A 23433-nucleotide genomic window follows, 5' to 3' on the forward strand; every position below is an offset into this window, starting at 1 on the left:
GTCAGTTCACGACTCCGGTCATGACGGCGACGGGTACGGAGAGGAAGCCCGCGGTCAGCACGGCCGCGAGGCCGTTCGCCAGCGTTTTCAGGGCCCGGTCGCGGGCGGCGCTGCCGGCCCCGAGGGTCTGCGCGGCGCTCCAGAAGCCGTGCCGGACGTGCAGGCCGAGGGCGAGCATCGCGACGACGTAGACCGTGTTGCCGTACCAGGTGGAGAAGGTGTCGACGACGTTCTGGTAGGGGTGCCCGGCCTGGAAGCCGGGGTGGACGGTGCCGGTGGTGAGGTCGAGGAGGTGCCACACGATGAACAGGCCGAGGATGGTGCCGCCCCAGCGCATGGTCCGGGTGGCGTAGCTCGCGCGGGGCCGCTTGTGGACGTAGGCGGTCGGGCGGGCCCGGATGTCGCGCCGGCTGAGCTGGTACGCGCAGACGGCGTGCAGGACGACGGCCGCGACGAGGATCACCCGGACGATCCACAGGGCCCACTCGTGGTGGAGGAACGGCTCGCCGAGGGTGCGCAGCCAGTGGGCGTAGCCGTTGAACTCCCCGGCGCCGAAGAAGATCTTCAGATTGCCGAGCATGTGGACGACGAGGTAGCCCAGCATGATGAGGCCGCTGACGGCCATGATCGTCTTCTTGCCGACGGACGAGTCCCAGAGCGTACGCGTCATCGACGGCCGTCGGTCCGTCCGCGTTGCCAATGCCATGGACACGACGCTAGGACCAAGGCCCCGATCCGTCCAAGACATGAACCGGCTCATATCCATAGCCCAGAGCTATCGTTCGCCCTACCATGGGGGCATGCACTTCCAGCAGCTCGCCTATTTCGTGGCCGTAGCCGAGAGCCGGCACTTCACCCGTGCCGCCGAGGCGGTGCACGTGTCGCAGCCCTCGCTCTCCCAGCAGATCCGGGCGCTGGAGAAGGAACTGGGCGCGGAGCTGATCAGCCGGGCGCGCGGCAACATCGCGCTGACCGACGCGGGCGAGGCCCTGCTGCCGCTGGCCCGCCGCATCCTCGCGGACGCCGACACCGCCCGCCGCGAGGTGCAGGAGCTGGCCCAGCTGCGCCGCGGCCGGGTCCGGCTCGGGGCGACCCCCAGCATCTGCACCGGACTGCTGCCGGACGTGCTGCGGGCCTTCCACGACCTGCATCCGGGGATCGAGATCCTGCTGGAGGAGGGCGGCTCGCACGACCTCGTACGGCATCTGGCGCGCGGCGCGCTCGATCTCGCCCTGGTCGTCCTGCCCCTGCCCGCCGCCTCCCCCGCGCTGACCACGGTAGAGCTGCTGCAAGAGGACCTGGTGGTGGTCTCCTCCCCCGCCGCCCCGGCCCCGGGTCGGGACGGCCGGGTGCGGATCGCCGATCTGGAGGGCGCCGACCTGGTGATGTTCCGGCACGGCTACGACCTGCGCGAGCTGACCGTCGCAGCCTGCCGCGCGGAGGGGTTCGAGCCCGCGTTCACCGTGGAGGGCGGCGAGATGGACGCGGTGCTGGGCTTCGTCCGGGCCGGGCTGGGCGCGGCCGTGGTGCCGACCATGGTGGCGGGCCGCTCCGGCAGCGACCTGCGGACCACCCCGCTGGCCGCCCCCGGCCTGCGGCGGACCATCGCGCTGGCCCACCGCAGCGACGTGGACCCGCCGAGGGCGGCCCGCGAACTCCAGCGGATGCTGCTGGAGACGGTGGCGGAGCCCGGTGCACCGGACTGAGCCGTGGGGCCCGCCGCCGGCGGGCCCCCGCCGTCACACCGCGTCGGCCAGCAGCAGCGCGTGGATGCGGTCGGGCGCTCCGGGGCGGGCGTAGTACCACCCCTGGGCCGTGTCGCAGCCCAGTTCGCGCAGTTGCTCGGCCTGCGCGCCGGTCTCGACCCCCTCGACCGTGACCGCCAGATCCAGGCTGTGCGCCAGCGAGACGATCCCCTCGACGATCTTCATGTCGACGGGGTCGGCCGGGTGCTGCTGCATGCCCCGGGTGAAGGAACGGTCCAGCTTCAGGATGCTCACCGGCAGCCGGCGCAGGTTGGCCAGGTTCGAGTAGCCGGTGCCGAAGTCGTCGAGCGCGATGTCGACGCCCATCTCGGCGAGTTGCCGCAGCGGCTTGAGGAGATCGTCGTCCGCGCCGATCAGCGCGGACTCGGTGACCTCCAGGCAGAGCGCGCCCGCTTCCAGGCCCGAGCGCTCCAGCACGTCGACCGTCTCGGCCACCAGCCGGGGATGGTGCAACTGGGCGGGCGAGAGGTTGACGTTGATCCGCAGCGGCCCGCCGTCGGTGTGCCGCTCCTGCCAGAAGTTGGCCTGCCGGACCGACTCCTCCAGCACCCACCGCCCGAGCGGAACGATCAGCCCGGTGTGCTCGGCGAGCGGGATGAACCGGTCGGGGCCCAGCACCCCGTGCTGCGGATGGCACCACCGCACCAGCGCCTCCGCGCCGTGCACGCTGCCGTCGCCGAGGTGGACGAGCGGCTGGTACTCGATGAAGAACTCGCCCCGGTCCAGGGCCGCGGGGAGCGCGGTGGTCAGCCCGTGCCGGGTGATGGCCCGTGCGTCGGCCTCTTCGTCGGCACGCTCGAAGCGGTTGCCGCCCGCCGCCTTGGCCCGGTACATGGTGATGTCGGCGCTGCGCAGCACGTCGGCCGCGTTGCGTTCGCCGGCCGGCCCCTCGACGATCCCGATGGAGCCGCGCACGGTCAGCTCCCTGCCGTCGATGAGGATGGGGGTGGCGAGGACGTTGAGGATGCGGCAGGCCAGCTCGACGCTCCCCTCCTCGGTGTCCGGGCCGGTGGTGAGCGCGACGAACTCGTCGCCGCCGAGGCGGGCGACCATCTCGCCCGACCCGGTCGCGCAGCTCTGCAGCCGGTCGGCCACCTCCACCAGCAGCCGGTCGCCGGTGGCGTGCCCGAGGCTGTCGTTGATGGCTTTGAAGCCGTCGAGGTCCAGGTAACACAGGCCGAACCGGAGGCCGTTGCGGGCGGAGAGCGTTTTCTCCAGCCGCTCGTTGAAGAGCGTCCGGTTGGGCAGCCCGGTGAGCGCGTCGTGGGTCGCCTCGTACCGCAGCCGGAGGTTGAGCAGCCGGCGTTCGGTGGTGTCCTCCAGAAGCGCGAGCTGGTACTCCGGACGCCCCTCGGAGTCGCGCAGCAGCGAGACGGTGAGGTTGGTCCACAGCACGGTGCCGTCGTTGCGGTAGTACGGCTTCTCCACGCGGTAGTGGTCGCGTTCGCCGCGCACCAGCTCGTTGTAGTACTGCCAGACCTTGGGCGAGTCCTCGGGGTGCACCCACTCGGTGATCTTGTGGCTGCGGACATGGTGGTCGAGGCCGCCGAACATCCGGGTGAGGGTGTCGTTGATCTCCAGCACGTTGCCCTCGAGATCGGCGATGCCGATGCCGATGGCGGCCTCCTCGAAGACCGCCCGGAAGCGCGTCTGCGTCTCGTGCAGCACTTGTTCGGCCTGCGAGCGGGCGGCGAGCGCCGAGCGGGCGATCGCCTCCTGCTCCGACCGGGTCCGCTCGCGCAACGCCTGCGAGAAGCCGCCGGCCAGCGCGTGCTGGATGCGCGCGCAGCGGGCCCGGCCGTCCTCGGTGGACAACTCCACGGGGCCGTTGCCGCCGCAGTAGAGCACCAGGTACGAGTCGATGACCCCGAGGGTGGCGGTGAGCACCTCCGGGTCGGTGCAGTGGGCCTCGACGAGGGCGGTGCCCACGCGCTGGGCGGGTCCGGCGTCGAAGGGTCGGGCGTGCAGGATCTCGTTCAGTCCGCGGGCCAGCGGCAGCAGGTGCTGCTCGAATTCGGGGCGGGTCATGGAGGTGGCCGTGGAGGGGAAGATGGCCCGGCTCCATATCGTGGCGAACCGCCGGAGCCGTCCTTCCGGACCGTCCGGTTCCGCGTCCGGTTCGCCGGACGCCTGGGCGGGAATGCTCACGCCTTGCGTCCCACGCCCGCGAAGCCCGAATTGCCGAACGGGTCCTCCGCCTCGGTGCCCGGCGCGTCGGGGCGCCACCGTGGCATCGGGACGAGCCCCGGCTCCACCATCTCGTAGCCGTCGAAGAAGCGCCCGATCTCGTCGCTGGTCCGCATGATCAGCGGGTTGCGGATGTCGCGGTAGACCTCGACGGCGCCGCCCGCCTCGTCACGCGGCAGCGGGATGCCCTCGTACGAGGCGTGGGTGAGGATCAGCAGACTGCCGGGGGCGAGCGCGTCGCGCAGTGCCGCGACCGAGGCGTACGGGTCGTCGGAGTCCTCGATGAAGTGCAGGACGGCGACGAGGAGCAGGACGACCGGCCGGTCGAGGTCGAGCAGCCCGGTCACGTCCGGGTTCTTCAGGATCTCGTCGGGGCGGCGCAGGTCGGCGGCGGCGACGACGGCGCGGTCGTTGCCGGCCAGCACGGCCTGGCTGTGCGCGACGGCGACCGGGTCGTGGTCCACGTAGGCGACCTTGGCCTCCGGATCGGCGGCCTGGGCTATTTCGTGGACATTGCCGAAGGTAGGTATGCCGGAGCCGATGTCCAGGAACTGGTTGACCCCGCTGCCGACCGCGTAACGGACGGCACGGCGCATGAAGGCGCGATTCGCCTGCATGATCTTGGGAAGGGCCGGCATGAACTCCATGGCCTTGCGGGCCGCTTCCCTGTCCACCTCGAAATTGTGCGAGCCGCCCAGATAGAAGTCGTACATGCGGGACACGCTCGGCACCGAGATGTCAATGCCCTGCGGTGCCCAGGCGGGACGCTCCATCGATGTCTCCAACAAGTCGCACGGCGATCCGGCCATGTTCATGGTCAGTGTTGACCAGAGGCTACTGATCCACCGCCAGGAGGGCGAGAGGAAACGGAAATTCGCGGTCCGTTATTGGTCACACCCCGGCGGTGGGCGCGGACACCCTGAGTCGCCACCGGTGACCATGGAGCGACCAGCCGTTATCCCCGCGCCTTTCTTCCGGAGTGGATGCGGCCGGTTATCGCGCCGCCGTGCGCAACTGTATCCGGCGCAACGTCATGAGCCCTCATCCATAAGGGCGTTGATCATGAATCGCACTCCAGGAGCGCTCTCGCGGTGGCCGAAAAGAGTCGTTGAAGCGCCGCACTTGCCGGGAAAAGCGACAGATGCGCACTCCTTCCGGCGGCCACGCGCGGACCGAGAACGGCAAGGACCTGACGGCGGTCGGCTTCTCGCCCCAGTGGCCGGCAGTGCTCCTTTACGCGGGCTCCACACACCACCGGCCTTGTAAACCCGAACAGCCAATTGTCCCACCATCAGGGGAATCCCCGGCGACCTGCGCGTGTCCGCCGCCGCCGGGCATCATGCTCCGGATCGTGCACGGAACACGTATCGGGCGGTTCACCGCCGTCGCCGCCCTCGTCTGGCTGACCGCCGTCCCCACCCCCGCCACCGCGGACGCCTGCGCGGTGGCGGTCGTCGGCCCGGGGGACGGCAGTTGGCTGGTGTCCGTGGCGGGCGACTGCGAGCCGCCGCCCTCGCCGCCCCCCTCCCCGACGCCGCCGCCCCCGCCACCCCCGGAACCCTCGCCCACGCCCCCTCCGCCACCTCCACCACCACCGCCGGCACCGAAGCCGCCGGTTCCGGAACCCGCCCCGCAACCGCCCGAGCCTCCCGCCCCGCGCCCGCAGGCGCCCGCCCCGGAGCCGGCGCCCCGGGCCGTCCCGCCCGCTCCGGCTCCGGTGCCCGAACCCACGCCCACCCCGGAACCGCCGCCGCCCCCGCCGCCCGCACCCACGCCGTCCGCCCGCCCCGCTCCGCCGCCCAGCGCCGTGGCCATCCCCACCTACCGCAAGGCCGCCCGCAAACAACCGCGCGGCGGCCCCTCGCTGACCATGACCACCCTGCTCATCACCGCGCCCGCGGTCTTCGCCGTGGCCGTGCTCCGGCCCCGGTCGTCCCGCTGACCCGGCCGCTGAAACTGGAGACCCCTCTTGTCGGAATGGCTCGCTCTCACCATCGCGATGGCGTCGGTCTGCGCCGTCGTGCTCACCATCGCCGTCCTCAACCACCGGCGGGTGGGCGAGGACGACGACCCGTCCGAGACGCCCGACGTCATCGAGTACATGACGATGATGATCGGCGTGGTGTACGCGATCGTGCTCGGCCTCGCCATCGCCGGCGTCTGGGAGGGCCGCAGCGCCGCCCAGGAGTCCGTACGCCTCGAAGCCCAGGCACTGCACGAGGTTCGCGAACGCTCCTCGGTCTACCCCGCCGAGGTCCGCGACCGCATCCGCGCCGACGTCGACGCCTACGTGAGCTACGTCGTCGACGACGAGTGGCGGGCGATGTCCGACACCGGCGGCCTCACCGACCGCGGCGCCGAACTGCTCGGCCGGATCCGTGCCGACGTCACCGAGTACGTGCCCGCGAACGACCACGAGGCCCAGGCCTACCAGCCCCTGGTCGACCAGGTGGCCGCCGCCGACGACGCGCGGGGCTCCCGGGGCTCCAGCGCGGGCTCCACGATGCCCGGGGTGGTGTGGTTCGGTCTCATCATCGGAGCCCTGGTGACCGTGGGGATGATCTTCACTCTGCAGATCCGCAGAACCTTCAGGGAACTGCTGCTGGCCGGCCTCTTCAGCGTCCTGATCGCGTTCCTGCTGTTCCTGATCTGGGACTTCGACCAGCCCTTCGGGCGGGGCATCTCGGCGACCACCGGTCCGTTCCTCGACCTCTTCCCGCACGCCTCGGGGTGACCGCGGGCCCCCCGGCCGGGTCGGCCGGCCGGGGGACGGCACTGCCCCATTCGGTTGACCCCGATCGCGGGCGAAATGGAGCACTCCTAGCGTTTCCGGCATCGGGGTGCAGGTCCCTCGTCAGCGGACATCCGTTCCGCGCCTGCCCTCGGGACCCGGAGGCTCCATTCATGCGCGCGATACGTGTCGCACCTCTCGCCCTGTCCGGCGCCGCGGCGCTCCTCCTCGCGGCACCGGTCGCCCACGCCTCCCCGGACGGGGGGCCGGGCACGTTCACCCCGACCGTCACCCCGTCGGTCGCCGCCCCCGGCGGTCAGGTCACCCTCGGCAGCGGCGGGTGCGGTGGCGCGACGACCATCACCTCGGGCATCTTCGACACCGCCGTCATCCCCGCCGGCACCACGACGGCCACCGCGAAGGTGGACTGGGACGCCAAGCGGGGCGCGATCTACGCCGTGACGTTCAAGTGCGGCTCCAGCGGCGAGGCGAAGAACGTCGGTCTCACCATCTCCGGCGGCACCTCGGCCGCTCCGGTGGTGACCCCCACCACGGCGGCGACCGGCACCGCCACCGCCAGTTCCACGGTGAACTCCACCGCCGCCGCCGGTACCGGAACGGGCGCCACCCCGGGTCCCGGAACCACAAGCACCGGCACGACGGCCACGGCGACGGCCACCGCCTCGTCCGGCGCGACCCCCGGCGGGGTGCAGGGCGGACTCGGCGGCAGCGCGGGCTCGACGGACCCCGGCGAGATCGCGACCGGCGCCGCCCTCGTGGCGGCCGCGGCGGCAGGCACCGCTCTGTACGTACGACGACGGCGCGGCCGTCACCAGCACTGACCGGCACAGGTGCCGGCGAACGGCAGTCGCCCCGGGTCCTGATCCAGGACTCGGGGCGACGGGCGTATCGGACCGGACGGGACTGCGGACCGCTCAGACGGTCGCATCGCTCGCCCGCCGGCGCCGGACGACGAACGCGGCGCCGCCGATGGCAGCCGCCGCGACGAGGCCGCCGCCGATCTGCATCTCCAGCGAGCTGGGGCCCATCGAGCCGCCGAGGCCGCCCTCGGCGCCCTGGCCGGCCAGCACGGTGAAGCGGTGGGTGGCGACGGGCCCGTTGCCCCCGCCGTTCCCGTTGTTGTTCCCGTTCCCGTTGCCATTCCCGTTCCCGTTGCCGTTCCCGTTGTTGTTGCCGTTGTTGTTGCCGTTCCCGTTGGCGTTGCCGTTGTTGTTGCCGTTGCCGTTGTTGCCGCCGTTGGTGTTGCAGCTCACCGAGAGGTTGTAGTGCCCCGGCGTGGTGTTGTGGCGGATGCGCACGGTGGCGTAACCCGTGCTGCCCGCGGAGAGCTCGGCCGTCGGGAACGCGTTCGACCACACCGTCCCGCCGCGGCCGCAGCCCTCGGCGCTGACCTGCATCGTGGCGCCCTGGTGGACCGCGTAGGGGTTGACGGTGACGTTCACCGGACCGTTGTTGTTGCTGCCGCCTGCGGCAGCCAGCGGGGCGGCGAGCCCGACGGCCGCGAATGCGGTCGCGGTGACCGCGAGAGCGCGTGAAGCACGCATGTCGTGTGAACCTCCAGCGGGACGCGCCCCGGAAGCCGGTCCTCCGGGAACGGACGAACGCGTCCCACCAGGAACACTCACCAGAAGGCCGGAAGGCCGCACGTCGGCACTGCTCCACCCGGCGGCGCGACACGCCCGGCGGGAATCCGCCGTGTCTGACGGATCCGCAGGTCACGGGCCGTCAGATGTTTTTATCCGCTCATTACTCCTCCGGGATCCGTCTCCGCCCGGCCCTTTCCCGCGCCACCCGTTCGCCCGTCCCTGATCGCCCGCCGCCCGCCCCGCCCTTAGCGTTCCCCTCGTCGCGACGAAGGGAGCACCATGGGCCGGGACAGCTGGACCGTCCGGCGGACGAGGCACAAGCCGTGGGGAGCCATCGCGCTGGTGCTGCTCACCGGGGCGGCGCTGATGCGCAACGGCGCCGACATCTCGCCCGGTCCGCCGCAGCCTGCGGCGGCTGCGGCACTCGACACCGGCCGGGACGTGACGGTCGGTCCGGTCGAGGGCGAGCCGGTGCAGACGCTTGCCTACGCGCCCGCCGCGCGCATCGGCATCCCCGCCATCGAGGTCGACGCCCCGATCGTCGACGTCAACCTCGACGAGCAGGGCTGGATCGCCGCTCCCTCCGCCGAGGACCCGAACCTGGCCGGCTGGTACCAGAACGGCATCTCGCCCGGCCAGCGCGGCACCGCCGTCGTGGTCGGACACGTCGACAACCTGTCCGGACCCGCCGTCTTCTACGGCCTGGGCTCGTTGGACAAGGGACAGCACGTGGAGGTGACCCGCTACGACGGTCGGGTCGCCGTGTTCCAGGTCTACGGCGTCGAGGTGTTCGCCAAGAACGACTTCCCCGGCCCCCGCGTCTACGGCGACACCGGCTACGCCGAACTGCGTGTCATCACCTGCGGCGGCTCGTACACCAAGGCCGGCGGTTACGAGGCGAACGTCGTGGTCTTCGCCCGGCTGGTCGAGACCCGCTGAGGGTGCCGCGAGCCGGGACCGCGCCGGGCCGTCAACCCGACGCGGTCCCGGCGGGTTCACGGCAGGCCATCCCCCGCCGGGCGCCGGGCGCCGGCGTGGGACGGCCTGCCCGGATGCCTCTCAGACGCGGTACGGCACGGTGATCCGGTACCCCTCCCCGAGCAGCCACGGCAGATAGCGGCGCAGCGCCGCCACCGTCTGGGTCCGGACCCCGCCCGCGTCGTGCGAGAGGACGACGACTCCGGGGGCCGCGCCCGCCTTGACCCGGCGGACGATGGTGGAGGTGCCGGGGGTCTCCCAGTCCAGGGAGTCGACGGTCCAGGCCATCGGCTCCATGCCCATCTCGGCGCCGAGTTCGAATGCGTTGCGGTTCCAGGCGCCGTACGGGGCCCGGTACCAGCGGGGCGCGTCGCCGACGATCTCCTCGATGACGTCGCTGGTGCGGCCCATCTCGTCGCGGACGCCCGCCCGGCTGAGGCCGGTCATCAGCGGGTGGGTCCAGGAGTGGTTGCCGATGACGTGACCGTCGTCGGCGATGGCGTGCACCAGGTCGCGGTGGGCGTCCGCCATCTCGCCGCAGAGGAAGAACATGGCGTGCACGCCGTAGGTGCGCAGCGTGGCGAGGATGTCCGGGGTGTAGGCCGGGTCGGGGCCGTCGTCGAAGGTGAGGACCATCGACCGGCCGAGTTGCGGCAGCGCCTCGAACGGGCGGGTGCGGACGGGCGGCCGGGCGGGCCGGACGCGGGCCGGGGTGTGCGCGGTCATCGGCTCCAGCCGGTAGGCGGAGGACCGGTTGGCCCGTCCGGACGGGGGCCGGCCGCCGCGGCCGGCACGGGCGCCGCGCGACCGGGCCCGGGGGCGGGGGCGGGAGTCGCGGCGGGGTCCGCGGCGATCAGATGCACGGTGGCCACCGCTCCGAGCCCGGCTGCGAGCCGCAGCAGGGCGCGGCGGCCGGGCGGGGTCTGGTCCCACTGGTCACGTCTCATGGCCAACTGCTCGCACACCGGTGCGGATACGCGCGTCCGCGACACTTCACGCGGGGGGAGGTGCACCCGTTGGAAGCACCGCGTACGCCCTGATCGGAGGAGCCCCGGGCCCCTCGGACGCCCCGGCGGACCGCCGGCGCGCGGACCGGTACCCTTCGAGCCGTGACAGAGCAGCAGCGCCATCAGTTCGAACGGGGCACGGACGGTCCCAAGGTGATCGTCGCGGGCATGGACGGGTCGGACACGTCCATGCGCGCCGCGGCGTACGCGGCCGGGCTCGCCCGTCGGCAGAACGCCCTGCTGGCGCTGGTGTACGTGCAGCCGGTGATGGCGGCCGGGGCGGCGCTCGGAGCACCCGTGGGCGACGCCACCGCGGGGGTCGCGGAGAGCCTGATCGAGGAGATCAGGACCTCGACCGAGCGGATGAAGGACACCTGGGACGTGCGCTGGGAGTTCCACACCTTCCGCGGCGACCCGTACAACGGGCTGGTCGCCGCCGCCGAGGAACTGAAGGCCGACGCGGTGGTGGTGGGTTCGTCCGAGTCGGCCGGGCACCGGTTCGTGGGATCGGTCGCGGTGCGGCTGGTGAAGGCGGGGCGCTGGCCGGTGACGGTGGTGCCGTAACCGCTCCCGGTCCCGGCCTCACTCCCCCATGACCAGTCCGTTGGCCGCGGCGCCCCGGCCGAGGACGAGGCGGGCCACGCGGTCGCGCACCGCGCTCAGGGGCGGTGGGGGGCCCGTACGACTGCAGCCATCGGCCCGGCACGGAGTCCAGGAAGGCAGCCGTCCGGGTCCCCGGTCCGGCCCCGCGGTCCGCGTTCCCGCGGCGGGCCCGACCGTTCGCCGCACCGCTCGTCGCCCGGTGCGACCGCTCGTCGCACGCCGAGGTCCGCGGCCTGTCGCCGCCCCCGCCGATGCGCTCGGATACGCAGGCGGCAACGGGGCCGCCGAGTCCTGCGGGAGGGGACGTTCACGATGACCACGAGGACCACCGACGAACGGGCCGTCGCGGAGCTGCTGCGGGAGCACGGACCCGCGCTCTTCACCTTCCTGCTCTGCCTCACCTTCGGCGACCGCCAGCGCGCCGAGGACCTGGTGCAGGAGACGCTGGTACGGGCGTGGCAGCACCCGGAGGCGTTCGAGGCGCCGTACGCCTCGATGCGCCCGTGGCTGTTCACCGTGGCGCGCAGGCTGGCCATCGACGCGCACCGTGCGCGCCTGGCCCGGCCCGCAGAGGTGAGCGAGCTCGTGCTGGACGGCGCCCCCGCCCCGCACGACACGGCGGACTCGGCCGTCCGCAGCCTCGACGTGCGCGCCGCGCTGCGGACCCTGAGCCCGGAGCACCGGGCGGTCCTGGGGCACATCTACTTCCGGGGGCTGAGCGTGGGCGAGACGGCCGAGGTGCTCGGCATACCGGCGGGCACCGTGAAGTCCCGTTCGTACTACGCGCTGCGGCAGCTCGGCCTGATGCTGCCCGCCTACGGCAGCGGCTCCTCCTCGCGCACCGGTTCCGGCAGCGCGGCGGCCTGAGCGACCTTCCGCGCGGGTGGCGGCGCGTCCCACGCGGCCGGCCGGGTGCCCGGTGACCTCGCGGGGATCGTCGGGCGGCAGCGCGCCGAGCACGTGGGCGGCGAGCAGCCGGTGCGCGTGGGGCTGACGGGACGGTCCTGCCGGCATCGCTCCCCCGTCTCCCGGTGGATCCCGCCCTTCTGCCCACGCGGGCCGCCGCGCCCCGGTTCAATGCAACCTGAAGCCGCGGGACGGTCCCCGGCGGGATGCGGGACGGGAGACGGATGGGCCCGGAACACGACGAGGGCGCGGGCGAGGGCCGGCTGCGGGTGCCGATGGCCTGGCTGTGCGCCGAGTACGCCGCCGACCGGCTGCTGCGGACCGGTGACCTGATGGAGCCGACCACGCTCGAATTCCGGGCCGGGCGGGACGCGTTGGCGCTGACCCTGTTCCTCTGCGGGGGGACGGGCGCGCCGGCCGCGCTGCCGCCGGCCCGGGTGGACGAGTTGCGCCTGCTCACCGCCAGCGGGACGCCGTGGCGCCGGTGGGTGGCCGGCCGTCTGGCCGAGCGGGAGCTGCGCGAGCCCGGCGATCCGGGGCTGGTGCTGGCGCGGACGGCGTGGCGCTGGCTGGAGGAGACCGAACTGCTGGCGACGGACCTGGAGGCGCTCGGCTCCGGCCTGCGGGAGAACGCGCCGGGCGGGGACGGCGGGCCGCAGGTGTGGACCCCGGCGTGGCAGCTCGGGCTGCCGCTCGGGCACCTCGCCATGCAGCTGTACTGACACCGGCCGCGCCCCCGGATCCGGCGCGTTTCAGGAACCGTGCACGCCCGCCCGGTACTTGGGGAGCCGGAGGGTGATCCGCATCCCCGCTCCGACGGCGGTCTCGATGACGAGCCCGTATTCGTCGCCGTAGACCTGGCGCAACCGTTCGTCGACGTTGAGCAGTCCGACGCCGGTCGAGGCGTCACCCTCGCCGCGCAGGATGCGGCGCAGGCGTTCGGGGTCCATGCCGGTGCCGTCGTCCTCGATCACCACCTCGGCCTCGGAGCCGGCGTCCAGGGCGCTGATGGTGATGCGGCTGCGTTCCACCGCGCCTTCCAGGCCGTGCTTGACGGCGTTCTCCACCAGCGGCTGGAGGCAGAGGAACGGCAGTGCCACGGGGAGCACTTCGGGCGCGACCTGGAGGGTGACCGCGAGGCGGTCGCCGAACCGGGCCCGGACCAGGGCGAGATACTGGTCGATGGAGTGCAGTTCGTCGGCGAGGGTGGTGAAGTCGCCGTGTTTCCGGAACGAGTAGCGGGCGAAGTCAGCGAATTCCAGGAGGAGTTCGCGTGCCTGCTCCGGGTCGGTGCGGACGAAGGAGGCGATGGCGGCGAGCGAGTTGAACAGGAAGTGCGGGGAGATCTGCGCGCGCAGTGCCCTGATCTCGGCCTCGATGAGCTGGGTCCGGGAGCGGTCGAGTTCGGCGAGTTCGAGCTGGACGCAGACCCAGCGCGCCACCTCGCCGGCGGCCCTGGCGAGCACCGCGGACTCGCGGGGCGCGTAGGCGATCAGCGCGCCCAGCACCCGGTGGTCGACGGTCAGCGGGACGGCGACCGCCCAGCGCAGCGGGCAGTCCAGGTCGTCGCAGCCGGTGGGGAACGCGGTGTCCCGGCCGCTGTCGAGCAGTCCGCGGACCCGGTCCATCACCTCGGTGCCGTGGTGCTGTCCGGCCCCGTCCCAGACCAGGACGGACTCCCGGTCGGTGAGGCAGAGCGCGTCGGTGCCCAGGAGGTGGCGCAGCCGACGGGCCGCGCGCCGGGCGCTCTCCTCGGTGAGTCCGGATCGCAACGGCGGTGCGGCGAGCGAGGCGGTGTGCAGCGTCTCGAACGTGGCGTGCTCGACGGGCGTGCCGACGTCGCTCGGGCGGACCGCTCCTGCGGTGCGGCGCCCGGCCCAGAACGCGGCGGCGCAGGCGAGCGCGACGAGGACGGCGCCGATGCCGGCGGCGGCCCCGGTCACCGTTCCCGCCCCGGTGTGAGTGCCTCCGGCAGGTGGAAGCGGGTCATGGTGGCGCTGGTGCCCTGCGGGACGCGGCCCGGCGTGGCGAGCGAGACCAGCACCATGGCGAGGAAGCCGACGGGCACGGACCAGACGGCCGGCCAGGCGAGCAGCGCGTGCGGCCAGCCCGGCGGGCGGACGGCGCCGCTGACCGTGATCGCGACGGCGAGGAACGCGGATCCGCCGCCGAGGAGGAGGCCCGCGACGACGCCGGGCGGGGTGAGCCGCCGCCACCAGATGCCGAGCACCAGCAGCGGACAGAAGGAGGACGCGGAGACCGCGAACGCCATCCCGACGGCGTCGGCCACCGGCACCCGGCTGACCAGCAGCGATCCGGCGAGCGGCACGGCGATGGCGAGCACGGTGGCCGGACGGAAGTAGCGGACGCCCCGCTGCGGCAGGACGTCCTGGGTGATGACCCCGGCGACGGCGACGGTCAGCCCCGAGGCGGTGGAGAGGAAAGCGGCGAAGGCTCCGCCGGCGATCAGCGCCCCGAGCAGGTCGCCGCCGAGCCCGCCGATCATCCGGGCGGGCAGCAGCAGGACGGCGGCGTCCGCGTCCCCGCCGTGCCGCAGCTCGGGGGCGTAGATCCGGGCCAGCGCCCCGTACACGGGCGGCAGCAGGTAGAAGACGCCGACGAGGGCGAGCACGGCGACGGTGGTGCGGCGGGCGTCGCGGCCGTTGGGGCTGGTGTAGAAGCGGACGACGACGTGGGGCAGCCCCATGGTGCCGAGGAAGGTGGCCACGATCAGCCCGTACGTGGCGTAGAGCGGGTGATCGGCGCGGAAGACGGCCGGCGGGCTGTCGAAGGTGACGCGGGGGCTGCCGTCGCCCTGCCAGGCCAGCACCAGGAAAATGGCCGGGACGAGCAGCGCGGTCAGCTTCAGCCAGTACTGGAAGACCTGGACGAAGGTGATGGAGCGCATCCCGCCGGCCGCCACCGCGAGCACCACGACGACGGCCACCAGCACGTCCCCGAGCCAGCCCGGCGCCCCGGTGAGGATCGTCAGCGTGAGGCCCGCGCCCTGGAGCTGGGGCACCAGGTAGAGCCAGCCCGCCCCGACGACGAACGCACTGACGAGTCTGCGGACCTGCCGCGACTCCAGCCGCCCCTCGGCGAAGTCCGGCAGCGTGTACGCGCCCGACCGTCGCAGCGGCGCGGCGACGAAGACCAGCAGCACCAGGTATCCGGCGGTGTAGCCGACCGGGTACCAGAGCATGTCCGGGCCGTGCACCAGGACCAGGCCGGCGATGCCGAGGAAGGAGGCCGCGGAGAGGTATTCGCCGCTGATCGCGGCGGCGTTGAGCCGGGGCCGGACGCTGCGGGAGGCGACGTAGAAGTCGGAGGTCGTACGGGACATCCGCAGGCCGAAGCCTCCGACGAGGACGGTGGCGGCGACGACCAGGGCCACCGCGACGACGGAGGCCGGGTGGTCCGGTGCGGTCACGGCGCCGGCCGCCCCTCGACGAGGCGGGCGAAGTCGCGCTCGTTGCGCTCGGCGCGGCGCACGTACCACCAGGCGACCAGGGTGAGCGGAGGGTAAGCGGCGAACCCGAGCACCGCCCAGACCAGGGCCGCGCTGCGCAGCGCGGCGAACACCAGCGGCAGGGTGCCGGCGACGAGCGCGAGAACGGCGAACGCCGTGATCCCCGCACGGAGCTGGCTGCGCATGAGGGAGCGTACGTACACGTCGCCGAGCGGGGTCTGCTCGTCGATCTCCGACTGGGTGCGGTAGCGGGGCAGCGGACGCACCCGGCGGGGCACACCGGTGACGACCTCGCGCCGGGGCGTGGGATCTGCGGACATGGGCCGCGAGTCTACGGCCTCCCGGACGGCGCTCACGGGGCGCGGCCGGGCCGTGGGTCAGCGGCCCGCCCCGCGCATCAGCAGATCGCGCAGGGCGCGGGAGTGCCGGCGGCTGACGGCCAGCTCGGCGGAGCCGACACGGACGCTCATCGCCCCTGCGTCGAGGCGGAGTTCGTCGATGCGTCCGAGCTGGACGAGGTGACGGCGGTGGATGCGGACGAACCCACGGGGGCGCCACCGCTCCTCCAGCGAGGTGAGCGGGACGCGGACCAGGTGGCTGCCTCCGGCGGCGGTGTGCAGCCGGGCGTAGTCACCCTGCGCCTCGGCGTACGCGATGTCGTCCACGGCCACGAACCGGACCACGCCGCCGAGTTCGACGGCGATCTGGTCGCCGGAGGTGTCGTGCACGGGGGCGGCCCGGTCGCCCACCTGCTCGGCGGCCCGGCGGACCGCCTCGGCCAGCCGTTCGCGGCGCACCGGTTTCAGGACGTAGTCCACGGCCTTGAGGTCGAAGGCGTGGACGGCGAAGCCCTCGTGCGCGGTGACGAAGACGATGAGCGGCGGGGCGGCGAACCCGGCGAGCAGTTGGGCGACGTCGAGCCCGGTGAGCCCCGCCATGTGGATGTCGAGGAAGACGACGTCGACGGCGGACGGGTCGTCGGGGCCGGCGTCGACCGCCGCGCCGATGCGGCGCAGCGCCTCGGTGGCCCCGGTGGCCCCCTCCGCGCTGCGGACGCGCGGGTCGGCGCGCAGGAGGTAGAGGAGTTCCTCCAGGGCGGGTTCTTCGTCGTCGACGGCGAGTACGCGCAGCATGAGGCCGGAGTCTAGGGTCTTGCCTCCCGATCGGACCCGCCGCGGGCCGGACGGGTAGCCGCAGGGCGCTCCGGCGTACGGCGACCGGCCCGGGGGACTCATTTCAGCAGCCGGGAGAGCCTTCGGTCGGCCAGCGGCTTGCCGCCGGTCTGGCAGGTGGGGCAGTACTGGAGCGAGGAGTCGCTGAAGGAGACTTCGAGGATGGTGTCGCCGCAGACCGGGCACGGCTCGCCGGCGCGGCCGTGCACCCGCATGCCGAGTTTCTTCTCCGCCTTGAGATCGCCCGCCGCCATGCCGGCGGACCGGCGGACCGCGTCCTCCAGTGTGGTGCGCAGGGCGGTGTGGAGGTGGGTGATGTCGTCGTCGGTGAGGCTGCTGGTCCGTTTGAACGGGGACATCCTGGCCACGTGCAGGATCTCGTCGCTGTAGGCGTTGCCGATGCCGGCGATCAGCGACTGGTCGCGCAGGGCGCCCTTGATCTGGCGGCGCTCCCCGGCGAGCAGGGCGGCGAACGCGTCACGGTCGAAGGAGTCGGCGAGCGGGTCGGGGCCGAGCCGGGCGATGCCGGGGACCGAGGCCGGGTCTCGGACGACGTACACGGCGAGGCGCTTGGTGGAGCCCATCTCGGTGAGGTCGAAGCCGTCGCCGCCGGTCAGCACGGTGCGCAGGGCGAGCGGGCCCTTGCCGGGGCGTGGGGGCGTGGCGGGGAAGGAGTCCTTCCAGCGGAGCCAGCCGGCCCTGGCGAGGTGGGTGATCAGGTGCAGGCCGTCCGCGTCGACGTCGAGGAACTTGCCGTGCCGGGCCACGGCGGTGACGGTGGCGCCCTCCAGCGCGGCCGGCTGCGGATCGTAGGTCTTCATGACGTTGATCGTCAGCGGCAGGACGCGGGCGATCTCCTTGCCGACCAGGTGGTCGTCGAGGAAGACCCGCAGGGCTTCGACTTCCGGCAGCTCGGGCATGCGTCCAGCGTGCCGCAGGCTCCGGGCGGTCGGCCACCCGGAGCCCGGTACGGTTCAGCGCAGTCCGTAGACCCGCGTGGCGGTCCCGGCGAACACCGCCCGCCGCCCGTCCTCGCCGAGGGTTCCGGTGAGGGTCCGCGCGGCGTCGATCACCTGCGGGTACGTGGCGGCGAGCCGGCAGACCGGCCAGTCCGAGCCGAACATCAGCCGGTCGGGGCCGAAGGCGTCCAGCAGGGTGTCGGTGTACGGCCGCAGGTCCCGCACGGTCCACGTGCCGTGGTCGGCCTCGGTCACGAGACCGGAGAGCTTGCACACCGTGTTGGGCAGCGCCGCCAGCGCCCGCAGGTGGTCGGCCCACGGCAGCAGGGCTCCGGAGGCGATCGGGGGCTTGCCCGCGTGGTCGAGGACGAAGGTGAGGCCCGGCAGCGCGGCGGCCGCGTCGGTCGCGGCGGGCAGCTGGTGGGGCAGGACGACCAGGTCGTGCACGAGCCCGGCGTCGGCGACCGCGGCGAGGCCCCGCAGCACGTCGGGGCGGAGCAGCCAGCGGGGGTCGGGTTCGCCCTGGACCTGGTGGCGGATGCCGACGAGGCGGTCGCCGCCGGGCAGGGCGCGGAGCGCGGCCAGGGTGTCGGCGACGCCGGGCGCGGTGAGGTCGGTCCAGCCGACGACCCCGGCGACGAGGTTGTCGCCCGCCGCGAGCGCCAGGAACTCCGGGGTCTCCTCGGCCACGGTGACGGTCTGCACGAGGACGGTGGCGGTGACGCCCGCGGCGCGGGCCTCCGGCTCCAGGTCCGCCAGGGTGAACGACCGGCGCAGCGGCGCGAGCGTGTCGCCGGTGATCCACTCCTGGTCGCGCACGGCGAGGTCCCAGACATGGTGGTGGGCGTCCACCAAGGGCGTGGGTGCGGTCATCTCACAGCTCCCACGCGACCGGCAGCCCGGCCTCGGCGCCTTCGGCGGAGTAGTCGTGGGCGACGTCGAGGAGCTGGTCCATCCTGGCCTGCCAGGCGATGTTGACCGGCAGCTTCTCCAGCTCCGCGAGCATGCGGGCGTAGTCGTCGCACTCGATGACGTGGAAGAGGTCGGTGCCGCTGCGCCAGATGGTCCAGGAGGTGGCTCCGGCGGTCCGGATGGCGGCCGTCAGCTCGGCGGGCACCTCGCGGTGGGCGGCCTCGTACTCCTCGATCCGGTCGGCCCGGACCTTGGTGTGCAGGGCGATCTTCACGGTCGCTCTCCGTTCGTGGTGGCGGGTTCGCGCAGCACGCCCTCGGCGCGCAGTTCGTCCCAGAGGGCGTCGGGGACGGGGGCGCGCATCATCGCCGCGGCGTCGCGCACCTCGTGGGCCGACCGGGTGCCGACCAGCACGCCGGCCACCGCCGGGTGGGCGAGCGGGTACTGCAGGGCGGCGGCGCGCAGCGGGACGCCGTGGCGCTCGGCGACCGTCTGCATGTGCAGGGCGCGGTCGAGCAGGGACATCGGCGCGGCGGCGTAGTCGTAGGTGGCGCCGGGGCGGGGGTCGGCGAGCAGACCGGAGTTGAAGACCCCGCCGACCACGACGCTGCGGCCGCGGGCCTGCGCCTCGGGCAGCAGCTCGTCCAGCGCGCCGCCGTCCAGCAGGGTGTAGCGGCCGGCGCACAGGACGGCGTCGACGTCGGTGTCGCGCAGGAAGCGGGTGAGCATCGCGGTCTGGTTCATGCCGGCGCCGATGGCTCCGACGACGCCTTCGGCGCGCAGCTTCTCCAGCGCGGGGTAGCCCTCGCGGAAGACCTGCTCGGCGTGGTCGTCGGGGTCGTGCAGATAGGCGACGTCGATGCGGTCCAGGCCCAGGCGTCCGAGGCTGTCCTCGACGGAGCGGCGGATGCCGTCGGCGCTGAAGTCCCAACGCCTGCGGTGGGTGACGGGGACGGCGAAGCCCTCGTCGAGTCCTTCGACGGTGGCGTTCCCGGCTCCGGGCAGCGGCTCCAGCACCCGTCCGACCTTCGTGGAGACGGTGTACGCGTCACGGGGCCGTCCGCGCAGCGCCTCGCCGAGCCGGCGCTCGGAGAGGCCGAGTCCGTAGTGCGGGGCGGTGTCGAAGTACCGGACCCCCTCGTCCCAGGCGGCCTCCACGGCCTCGGCGGCCCGCTCGGGGGCGACTTCGGAGAACAGGTTGCCGATGGCCGCCGCTCCGAAGGAGAGTTCGGTGATCCCGACCGCACTGCGTCCGAGCGTGTTGCGCCGCATGTCTGCCGCCCTTGCTGATTCGCTTCCCGTACCGAGTGAATATTCATCGGATCACTGGAGCGCGTCAACAGAACATGGGCGACCAATCCGCCAAAATACCGTCATACTTCGGGAGATCTGTCCGATCTCTTGACCGCGTGTCGGTGCGCGGCCCGTCGTGGGGCGAGACGCCGGGTGATCCCGTTCCCGCAGCCCGCGCCCCGGCGACGCCCGTCCCGCTACCGTCCGCCTCCGACACCCGCCCGCAGGTCCGCCAGTTCCTCCGCCAGGGCCGCTGCCAGCACGTCGAGGTCGGCGAGCGCCTCGCCGTCCGCGACGAGGCCGACCCGCACCCGCCCCCCGTACGGGGACAGGGCGACGGCGAGGGAGTGGCCGCGGGCCAGCGGAGCCATCGGGTAGAGCGCGCGCAGCGGGCAGCCGCCCAGGGAGAGCGCCGAACGGGGCAGCGGGACGGAGGTGACCAGTACGTCAAAGAGCATCCGGGCCGCGCCGCCGGCCAGCTGCGCGCCGAACCGGTGGGCCAGCGGCGGCAGCCGGTCGGCCAGTACGGCGACCGCCCCCGCCCCCTTCGCCGGGCCCGCCGCCTTGTTGCGGTCCATGGCGCCGCGGACGGACGCGAGCCGCCGTGCGCCGTCCGGTTCCCGTACCGGCAGGTCGAGCAGGTAGCCGGAGAGCAGGTTGCCGCCGCCGACCGGTCCGCCGGGCCTGCGGCGGGAGACCGGCACCAGCGCGCGCGGGTCGGCGACGGGCAGCGCGTCGCCGCGGCCGGACATCCAGCGGCGCAGGGCCCCGGCCACCACGGCGAGCAGGACGTCGTTGGCGGTGCCGCCGGCCGCCCGGCGCACGACGTCGACCGCAGCCGCGTCGAGGTCGGCGACCGCGAGCCGCCGGGTGCCGCTCGATCCGGCGGTCAGCGCGGTGGTGGCCCGGAGGTCCAGCCGGCCGGCCCGCATCACCGACGCGCCCACCCCCAGCGCCTGGCCGGCCTCTTCGATCCGGCCGAGGGCGAGTTCGGCGACCGCGCGCGGCCCGGCGGTCCAGGAGAGCGGCGGCACCGGCTTGCGGAGCCCCGCAACCCGGCGCCTTCCCGACGCCGCGACGATCTCGTCGAAGACGCCCGCCCCGATGGCGACGGCCCGCATCCCGTCGGCCAGCGCGTGGTGCAGCTTGACGAGCACCGCGAACGCGCCGTCACCCCCGGTGAGCAGGTACATCTCCCAGGGCGGCAGCCCGCGGTCCAGCGGACGCTCCATCAGCTCGCCCGCCAACCGGACCGCACCGGCGCGGAAGTCGTCACCTTCCACCTCCACCCGGCGCACATGACGGTGGACGTCGAAGTGCCGGTCGGTGGACCACGCCTTGCCGCCCACCGGCAGCATCACGTCCCGCACCCGCATCCGCAGGCGGGGGACGGCGGCGGCGCGCTCACCGAGCAGCCCGAGGAGGCCCTGCGGCGTCACACCGGCCACCGGTGAGAACTCGGCGAGCGCGCCGAGGTGCATGGGGTGGGCGTCGGACTCCAGGTGCCAGAACGCCAGGTCGAGGGGGGCCAGCAGCTCGGTGGACAAGGCGACCTCATGTCGTCGGGTGCGACGGGTGCGGCAGGCAGGACGGGACGGCGACGGCGGGGGCCGGCGCGCGGCGGACGTCCGCCCCAGTCAATCCCCCGCACCCGGCCGCGGCAAGGAGGCACGGGTGAGGGTGCGTCACCGGCCCCGGCCGGGCGACCGCACGCCGCGACGGGGCGCGACGGGCCGCGCCGCGGCGCCTGCGGTCACGGCCCGTCCGGGATCTGGAACGCGCACCAGACGCTCTTGCCGCTGCCGCGGGATTCCACGCCCCACGCGTCCGCGAGCCGGTCGACGAGCATCAGGCCGCGGCCCGACACCCCGTCCTCGCCCGCCTCGCGCGGCCGGGGCAGGGCGCTCGACCGGTCCTCGACGTCGACCCGCAGCCGCCGCTCGGGGCCGGCCAGCACCCGGACCGTCACGATCGCTCCGCCGTCGGTGTGCATGAGGGCGTTGGTCATCAACTCGTCTGCGGCCAGCTCGATCTCGTCGGCCCGCTCGCCGGCTCCCCAGGCCCGTACCGCGGCACGGATCATGTGCCGGGCGGCGCTGAGCGCCTCCGGGTCGTTCTGCGCCACGTGCTGCTGGAGCCGCCCGCCAGGCTGGGGCGCGTGCGTCGCCTCCCGGCGCAGCAGCAGGACGGCGACGTCGTCCTCACCGTTCCGCTCGTCGACGGAGTCGCAGAGCAGGTCGGCCATGAGCCGGACGTCCCGCGGGCCGTTGCGGACCATCGCCGTCAGCATCCGCATGCCCTCGTCGAAGTCGACGCCGGGGAGTTCCACCAGCCCGTCGGTGTACAGCACCAGCGTCTGCCCGGGGTCGAGTTCCACGGTGCTCACCGGGTAGGCCAGCCGCCCGAACTCGGCGGACAGCCCCAGGGGCAGGCCGCCGTCCACCGGCAGCTTGCGGCAGGATCCGTCGGCTTCCCGGACCAGCGGGTCGACGTGCCCGGCGCGGACCATCTGGGCGACGCCGGTCACCAAGTCCACCTCGGCGTACGTGCAGGTGGCGAAGCGGTCGGTGTCCAGCTCGGCGAGGAACACCGAGGCCCGTGCCATGACCGTCGCGGGCGGATGGCCCTCGGCCGCGTAGGCGCGCAGCACGATGCGCAACTGCCCCATGACGGCGGCCGCGTGGGTGTCGTGGCCCTGGACGTCGCCGATGACCGCCCCGACCCGGCCGCTGGGGAGCTGGATGAGGTCGTACCAGTCGCCTCCGATGTCGCGTCCCTGTTTGGCGGAGCGGTAGCGGACGGCGACCTGGGCGTTCGGCACGTCCGGGATGCGGCGCGGCAGCATCGCCTGCTGGAGCCCTTCGGCCAGGTCGTGTTCCTGCTCGTAGAGCATGGCGCGCTGGAGGCTCTGGGCGATCGAGGTGCCGAGTGCCACCAGCAGGTTCCGTTCGTCGGCGGAGAACCCCTCCCGGTCGTCGTAGAGCAGGCCGATGGCGCCGATCGGGCGGGCCTGCGCGATCAGCGGCAGGTAGGCGGCCGAGGTGATGCCGAGGTGACCGATGCCGTCCCAGAGGACGGGGTACGAGCCGGCGAAGTCGTCCGCCGACTCGATGAACCGGGGCACGAGGGTGCGGATCACCTCGCTCATCGGATACGGCTCGTCCGTCCGGGTGAACCGGGTGCCCGGTACGAACGACCCCTCGGGCCCGTCCGCGACCAGGTGGATGCGTCCGGCCTCCAGCAGCCCCACGACCAGGCTGGCCGCGCCGAGGTGGGCGAGGCCCTGGGAGTCGCGGAGCACGTCGATGACGTCGTTGACCGTACGGGCGTGCGCCAGGGCGGCGGTGGTGGCGTCCACCAGACCGGTGCGCCGGCGCCGCTGGGCGTCGAGTTCGTAACGGGCCGTGGACTCGGCGAGTTCCTCGCTGGCGTCCCGCACGATGCCGATGATCCGACGGGGCCTGCCGGTCCCGTCGCGCCGGATCACGCCCTGGGTGTGCGTCCAGCGCAGCGAGCCGTCGGGCAGCCGCATGCGGAAGTAGGCGCCGTAGTTGTCCAGACCGTCCTTCAGCGCCCTGGTCACCAGGGCGTCCAGGCGCCGGCCCTCCTCGGCCGGTACCCGCGGGGACAGGGAGGCGGGGTCACCGTCGTACTCGTCCGGGCCGAGGCCGAAGACCTCCAGCGCGGCCCGGTCCATGTGCATGCGACCGCTGTCCAGGTCCCAGTCGAAGCTGCCCATGCGGTTCAGGGCGAGGCTGAGGTCCGGGTGGGCGGGCCAGTTCTCCGGGAGGGACAGGGCACCCGCTGCCCGATCGTCCATGGGGGCAACTCTGCCACCATTTG

The 23433-nt window shown here is 73.5% G+C and carries 22 protein-coding genes and 1 pseudogene; 8 read left to right on the forward strand and 15 right to left on the reverse strand.

Features of this window, described 5'->3' with window-relative positions:
- Position 1: 1 nt before the first annotated feature.
- Complete coding sequence (locus tag Q0994_RS10225) at positions 2-706, reverse strand: succinate dehydrogenase (RefSeq protein ID WP_299531870.1); 705 nt, start codon at positions 704-706, stop codon at positions 2-4.
- A 94-nt stretch (positions 707-800) separates the two neighbouring features.
- Between Q0994_RS10225 and Q0994_RS10230 the strand changes: the two genes are divergently transcribed.
- Positions 801-1706, forward strand: coding sequence for a LysR family transcriptional regulator (locus Q0994_RS10230; RefSeq protein ID WP_299531872.1), 906 nt, complete (start codon positions 801-803; stop codon positions 1704-1706).
- Positions 1707-1739: 33 nt separating this feature from the next.
- On the opposite strand, the gene Q0994_RS10235 is transcribed toward Q0994_RS10230, so the two are convergent.
- Together Q0994_RS10235 and Q0994_RS10240 are read right to left on the reverse strand one after the other, a co-directional pair.
- Complete coding sequence (locus Q0994_RS10235) at positions 1740-3914, reverse strand: bifunctional diguanylate cyclase/phosphodiesterase (protein WP_299531875.1); 2175 nt, start codon at positions 3912-3914, stop codon at positions 1740-1742.
- Positions 3911-4726: an SAM-dependent methyltransferase gene (locus Q0994_RS10240; protein WP_299531877.1), complete on the reverse strand. Its 816-nt coding sequence runs from the start codon at positions 4724-4726 to the stop codon at positions 3911-3913. The genes Q0994_RS10235 and Q0994_RS10240 overlap by 4 nt, the downstream gene beginning before the upstream one ends.
- 578 nt (positions 4727-5304) lie before the next feature.
- Here Q0994_RS10240 and Q0994_RS10245 point away from each other — a divergent pair.
- The 3 genes from Q0994_RS10245 to Q0994_RS10255 all read left to right on the forward strand — a co-directional run bounded on the left by Q0994_RS10245 (position 5305) and on the right by Q0994_RS10255 (position 7526).
- Positions 5305-5895 carry a hypothetical protein gene (locus tag Q0994_RS10245; RefSeq protein ID WP_299531879.1) on the forward strand — a complete coding sequence of 197 codons (591 nt, stop codon included), beginning with the start codon at positions 5305-5307 and terminating at the stop codon, positions 5893-5895.
- Positions 5896-5922: 27 nt separating this feature from the next.
- Positions 5923-6687, forward strand: a complete 765-nt coding sequence (locus Q0994_RS10250; protein WP_299531882.1) for a DUF4239 domain-containing protein — start codon at positions 5923-5925, stop codon at positions 6685-6687.
- A 170-nt stretch (positions 6688-6857) separates the two neighbouring features.
- Positions 6858-7526 (forward strand): hypothetical protein, encoded by a 669-nt coding sequence (locus Q0994_RS10255; protein WP_299531885.1) that lies wholly within the window; start codon positions 6858-6860, stop codon positions 7524-7526.
- A 93-nt stretch (positions 7527-7619) separates the two neighbouring features.
- On the opposite strand, the gene Q0994_RS10260 is transcribed toward Q0994_RS10255, so the two are convergent.
- Complete coding sequence (locus Q0994_RS10260) at positions 7620-8249, reverse strand: hypothetical protein (RefSeq protein ID WP_299531886.1); 630 nt, start codon at positions 8247-8249, stop codon at positions 7620-7622.
- A gap of 321 nt (positions 8250-8570) precedes the next feature.
- Between Q0994_RS10260 and Q0994_RS10265 the strand changes: the two genes are divergently transcribed.
- Positions 8571-9230, forward strand: a complete 660-nt coding sequence (locus Q0994_RS10265) for a class F sortase (protein ID WP_299531888.1) — start codon at positions 8571-8573, stop codon at positions 9228-9230.
- Between the two features lie 120 nt (positions 9231-9350).
- Here the strand turns inward: Q0994_RS10265 and Q0994_RS10270 are convergent.
- Positions 9351-10216, reverse strand: a pseudogene (locus tag Q0994_RS10270) (polysaccharide deacetylase family protein).
- A 162-nt stretch (positions 10217-10378) separates the two neighbouring features.
- Here Q0994_RS10270 and Q0994_RS10275 point away from each other — a divergent pair.
- The 3 genes from Q0994_RS10275 (at position 10379) to Q0994_RS10285 (ending at position 12507) form a co-directional block, all read left to right on the forward strand.
- Positions 10379-10840 carry a universal stress protein gene (locus tag Q0994_RS10275; protein WP_299531891.1) on the forward strand — a complete coding sequence of 154 codons (462 nt, stop codon included), beginning with the start codon at positions 10379-10381 and terminating at the stop codon, positions 10838-10840.
- 351 nt (positions 10841-11191) lie between these two features.
- Positions 11192-11746 carry a sigma-70 family RNA polymerase sigma factor gene (locus Q0994_RS10280; RefSeq protein WP_299531894.1) on the forward strand — a complete coding sequence of 185 codons (555 nt, stop codon included), beginning with the start codon at positions 11192-11194 and terminating at the stop codon, positions 11744-11746.
- 263 nt (positions 11747-12009) lie between these two features.
- Positions 12010-12507, forward strand: coding sequence for a hypothetical protein (locus tag Q0994_RS10285; RefSeq protein ID WP_299531896.1), 498 nt, complete (start codon positions 12010-12012; stop codon positions 12505-12507).
- 30 nt (positions 12508-12537) lie between these two features.
- On the opposite strand, the gene Q0994_RS10290 is transcribed toward Q0994_RS10285, so the two are convergent.
- From Q0994_RS10290 to Q0994_RS10335, 10 genes are all read right to left on the reverse strand, one after another.
- Positions 12538-13707, reverse strand: coding sequence for a sensor histidine kinase (locus tag Q0994_RS10290; RefSeq protein ID WP_299532146.1), 1170 nt, complete (start codon positions 13705-13707; stop codon positions 12538-12540).
- Between the two features lie 17 nt (positions 13708-13724).
- On the reverse strand, positions 13725-15215 hold the full coding sequence (locus Q0994_RS10295; RefSeq protein WP_299531899.1) for a cation acetate symporter: 1491 nt from the start codon (positions 15213-15215) through the stop codon (positions 13725-13727).
- Positions 15212-15574, reverse strand: coding sequence for a hypothetical protein (locus Q0994_RS10300; protein ID WP_299531902.1), 363 nt, complete (start codon positions 15572-15574; stop codon positions 15212-15214). The genes Q0994_RS10295 and Q0994_RS10300 overlap by 4 nt, the downstream gene beginning before the upstream one ends.
- 57 nt (positions 15575-15631) lie before the next feature.
- Positions 15632-16387, reverse strand: a complete 756-nt coding sequence (locus Q0994_RS10305) for a LytTR family DNA-binding domain-containing protein (RefSeq protein ID WP_299531904.1) — start codon at positions 16385-16387, stop codon at positions 15632-15634.
- 98 nt (positions 16388-16485) lie between these two features.
- Positions 16486-17346 (reverse strand): Fpg/Nei family DNA glycosylase, encoded by an 861-nt coding sequence (locus tag Q0994_RS10310; RefSeq protein WP_299531907.1) that lies wholly within the window; start codon positions 17344-17346, stop codon positions 16486-16488.
- Between the two features lie 54 nt (positions 17347-17400).
- Entirely contained in the window at positions 17401-18258 is an 858-nt protein-coding gene (locus Q0994_RS10315; protein ID WP_299531910.1) for an amidohydrolase, read from the reverse strand.
- A gap of 1 nt (position 18259) precedes the next feature.
- A complete protein-coding gene (locus Q0994_RS10320; RefSeq protein ID WP_299531912.1) occupies positions 18260-18571 on the reverse strand; it encodes an L-rhamnose mutarotase in 312 nt (103 codons plus the stop codon).
- Positions 18568-19569 carry an aldo/keto reductase gene (locus Q0994_RS10325; protein ID WP_299531915.1) on the reverse strand — a complete coding sequence of 334 codons (1002 nt, stop codon included), beginning with the start codon at positions 19567-19569 and terminating at the stop codon, positions 18568-18570. The genes Q0994_RS10320 and Q0994_RS10325 overlap by 4 nt, the downstream gene beginning before the upstream one ends.
- A 218-nt stretch (positions 19570-19787) precedes the next feature.
- Entirely contained in the window at positions 19788-21137 is a 1350-nt protein-coding gene (locus tag Q0994_RS10330; RefSeq protein WP_299531918.1) for a wax ester/triacylglycerol synthase family O-acyltransferase, read from the reverse strand.
- 206 nt (positions 21138-21343) lie between these two features.
- The gene (locus Q0994_RS10335) at positions 21344-23410 is read right to left on the reverse strand and encodes a SpoIIE family protein phosphatase (RefSeq protein WP_299531920.1); all 2067 of its coding nucleotides are present in this window, start codon (positions 23408-23410) and stop codon (positions 21344-21346) included.
- Positions 23411-23433: the final 23 nt, after the last annotated feature.

The sequence above is a fragment of the uncultured Streptomyces sp. genome (genome assembly GCF_947488945.1).
Lineage (GTDB): Bacteria > Actinomycetota > Actinomycetes > Streptomycetales > Streptomycetaceae > Streptomyces.

Excerpts from the sequence above, each read along its gene's own strand:
- Q0994_RS10225 (WP_299531870.1), bottom strand. The coding sequence starts at position 706 with ATGGCATTGGCAACGCGGACGGACCGACGGCCGTCGATGACGCGTACG.
- Q0994_RS10230 (WP_299531872.1), top strand. The coding sequence starts at position 801 with ATGCACTTCCAGCAGCTCGCCTATTTCGTGGCCGTAGCCGAGAGCCGG.
- Q0994_RS10240 (WP_299531877.1), bottom strand. The coding sequence starts at position 4,726 with ATGGAGCGTCCCGCCTGGGCACCGCAGGGCATTGACATCTCGGTGCCG.
- Q0994_RS10255 (WP_299531885.1), top strand. The coding sequence starts at position 6,858 with ATGCGCGCGATACGTGTCGCACCTCTCGCCCTGTCCGGCGCCGCGGCG.
- Q0994_RS10260 (WP_299531886.1), bottom strand. The coding sequence starts at position 8,249 with ATGCGTGCTTCACGCGCTCTCGCGGTCACCGCGACCGCATTCGCGGCC.
- Q0994_RS10265 (WP_299531888.1), top strand. The coding sequence starts at position 8,571 with ATGGGCCGGGACAGCTGGACCGTCCGGCGGACGAGGCACAAGCCGTGG.
- Q0994_RS10280 (WP_299531894.1), top strand. The coding sequence starts at position 11,192 with ATGACCACGAGGACCACCGACGAACGGGCCGTCGCGGAGCTGCTGCGG.
- Q0994_RS10285 (WP_299531896.1), top strand. The coding sequence starts at position 12,010 with ATGGGCCCGGAACACGACGAGGGCGCGGGCGAGGGCCGGCTGCGGGTG.
- Q0994_RS10300 (WP_299531902.1), bottom strand. The coding sequence starts at position 15,574 with ATGTCCGCAGATCCCACGCCCCGGCGCGAGGTCGTCACCGGTGTGCCC.
- Q0994_RS10305 (WP_299531904.1), bottom strand. The coding sequence starts at position 16,387 with ATGCTGCGCGTACTCGCCGTCGACGACGAAGAACCCGCCCTGGAGGAA.
- Q0994_RS10310 (WP_299531907.1), bottom strand. The coding sequence starts at position 17,346 with ATGCCCGAGCTGCCGGAAGTCGAAGCCCTGCGGGTCTTCCTCGACGAC.
- Q0994_RS10315 (WP_299531910.1), bottom strand. The coding sequence starts at position 18,258 with ATGACCGCACCCACGCCCTTGGTGGACGCCCACCACCATGTCTGGGAC.
- Q0994_RS10325 (WP_299531915.1), bottom strand. The coding sequence starts at position 19,569 with ATGCGGCGCAACACGCTCGGACGCAGTGCGGTCGGGATCACCGAACTC.
- Q0994_RS10335 (WP_299531920.1), bottom strand. The coding sequence starts at position 23,410 with ATGGACGATCGGGCAGCGGGTGCCCTGTCCCTCCCGGAGAACTGGCCC.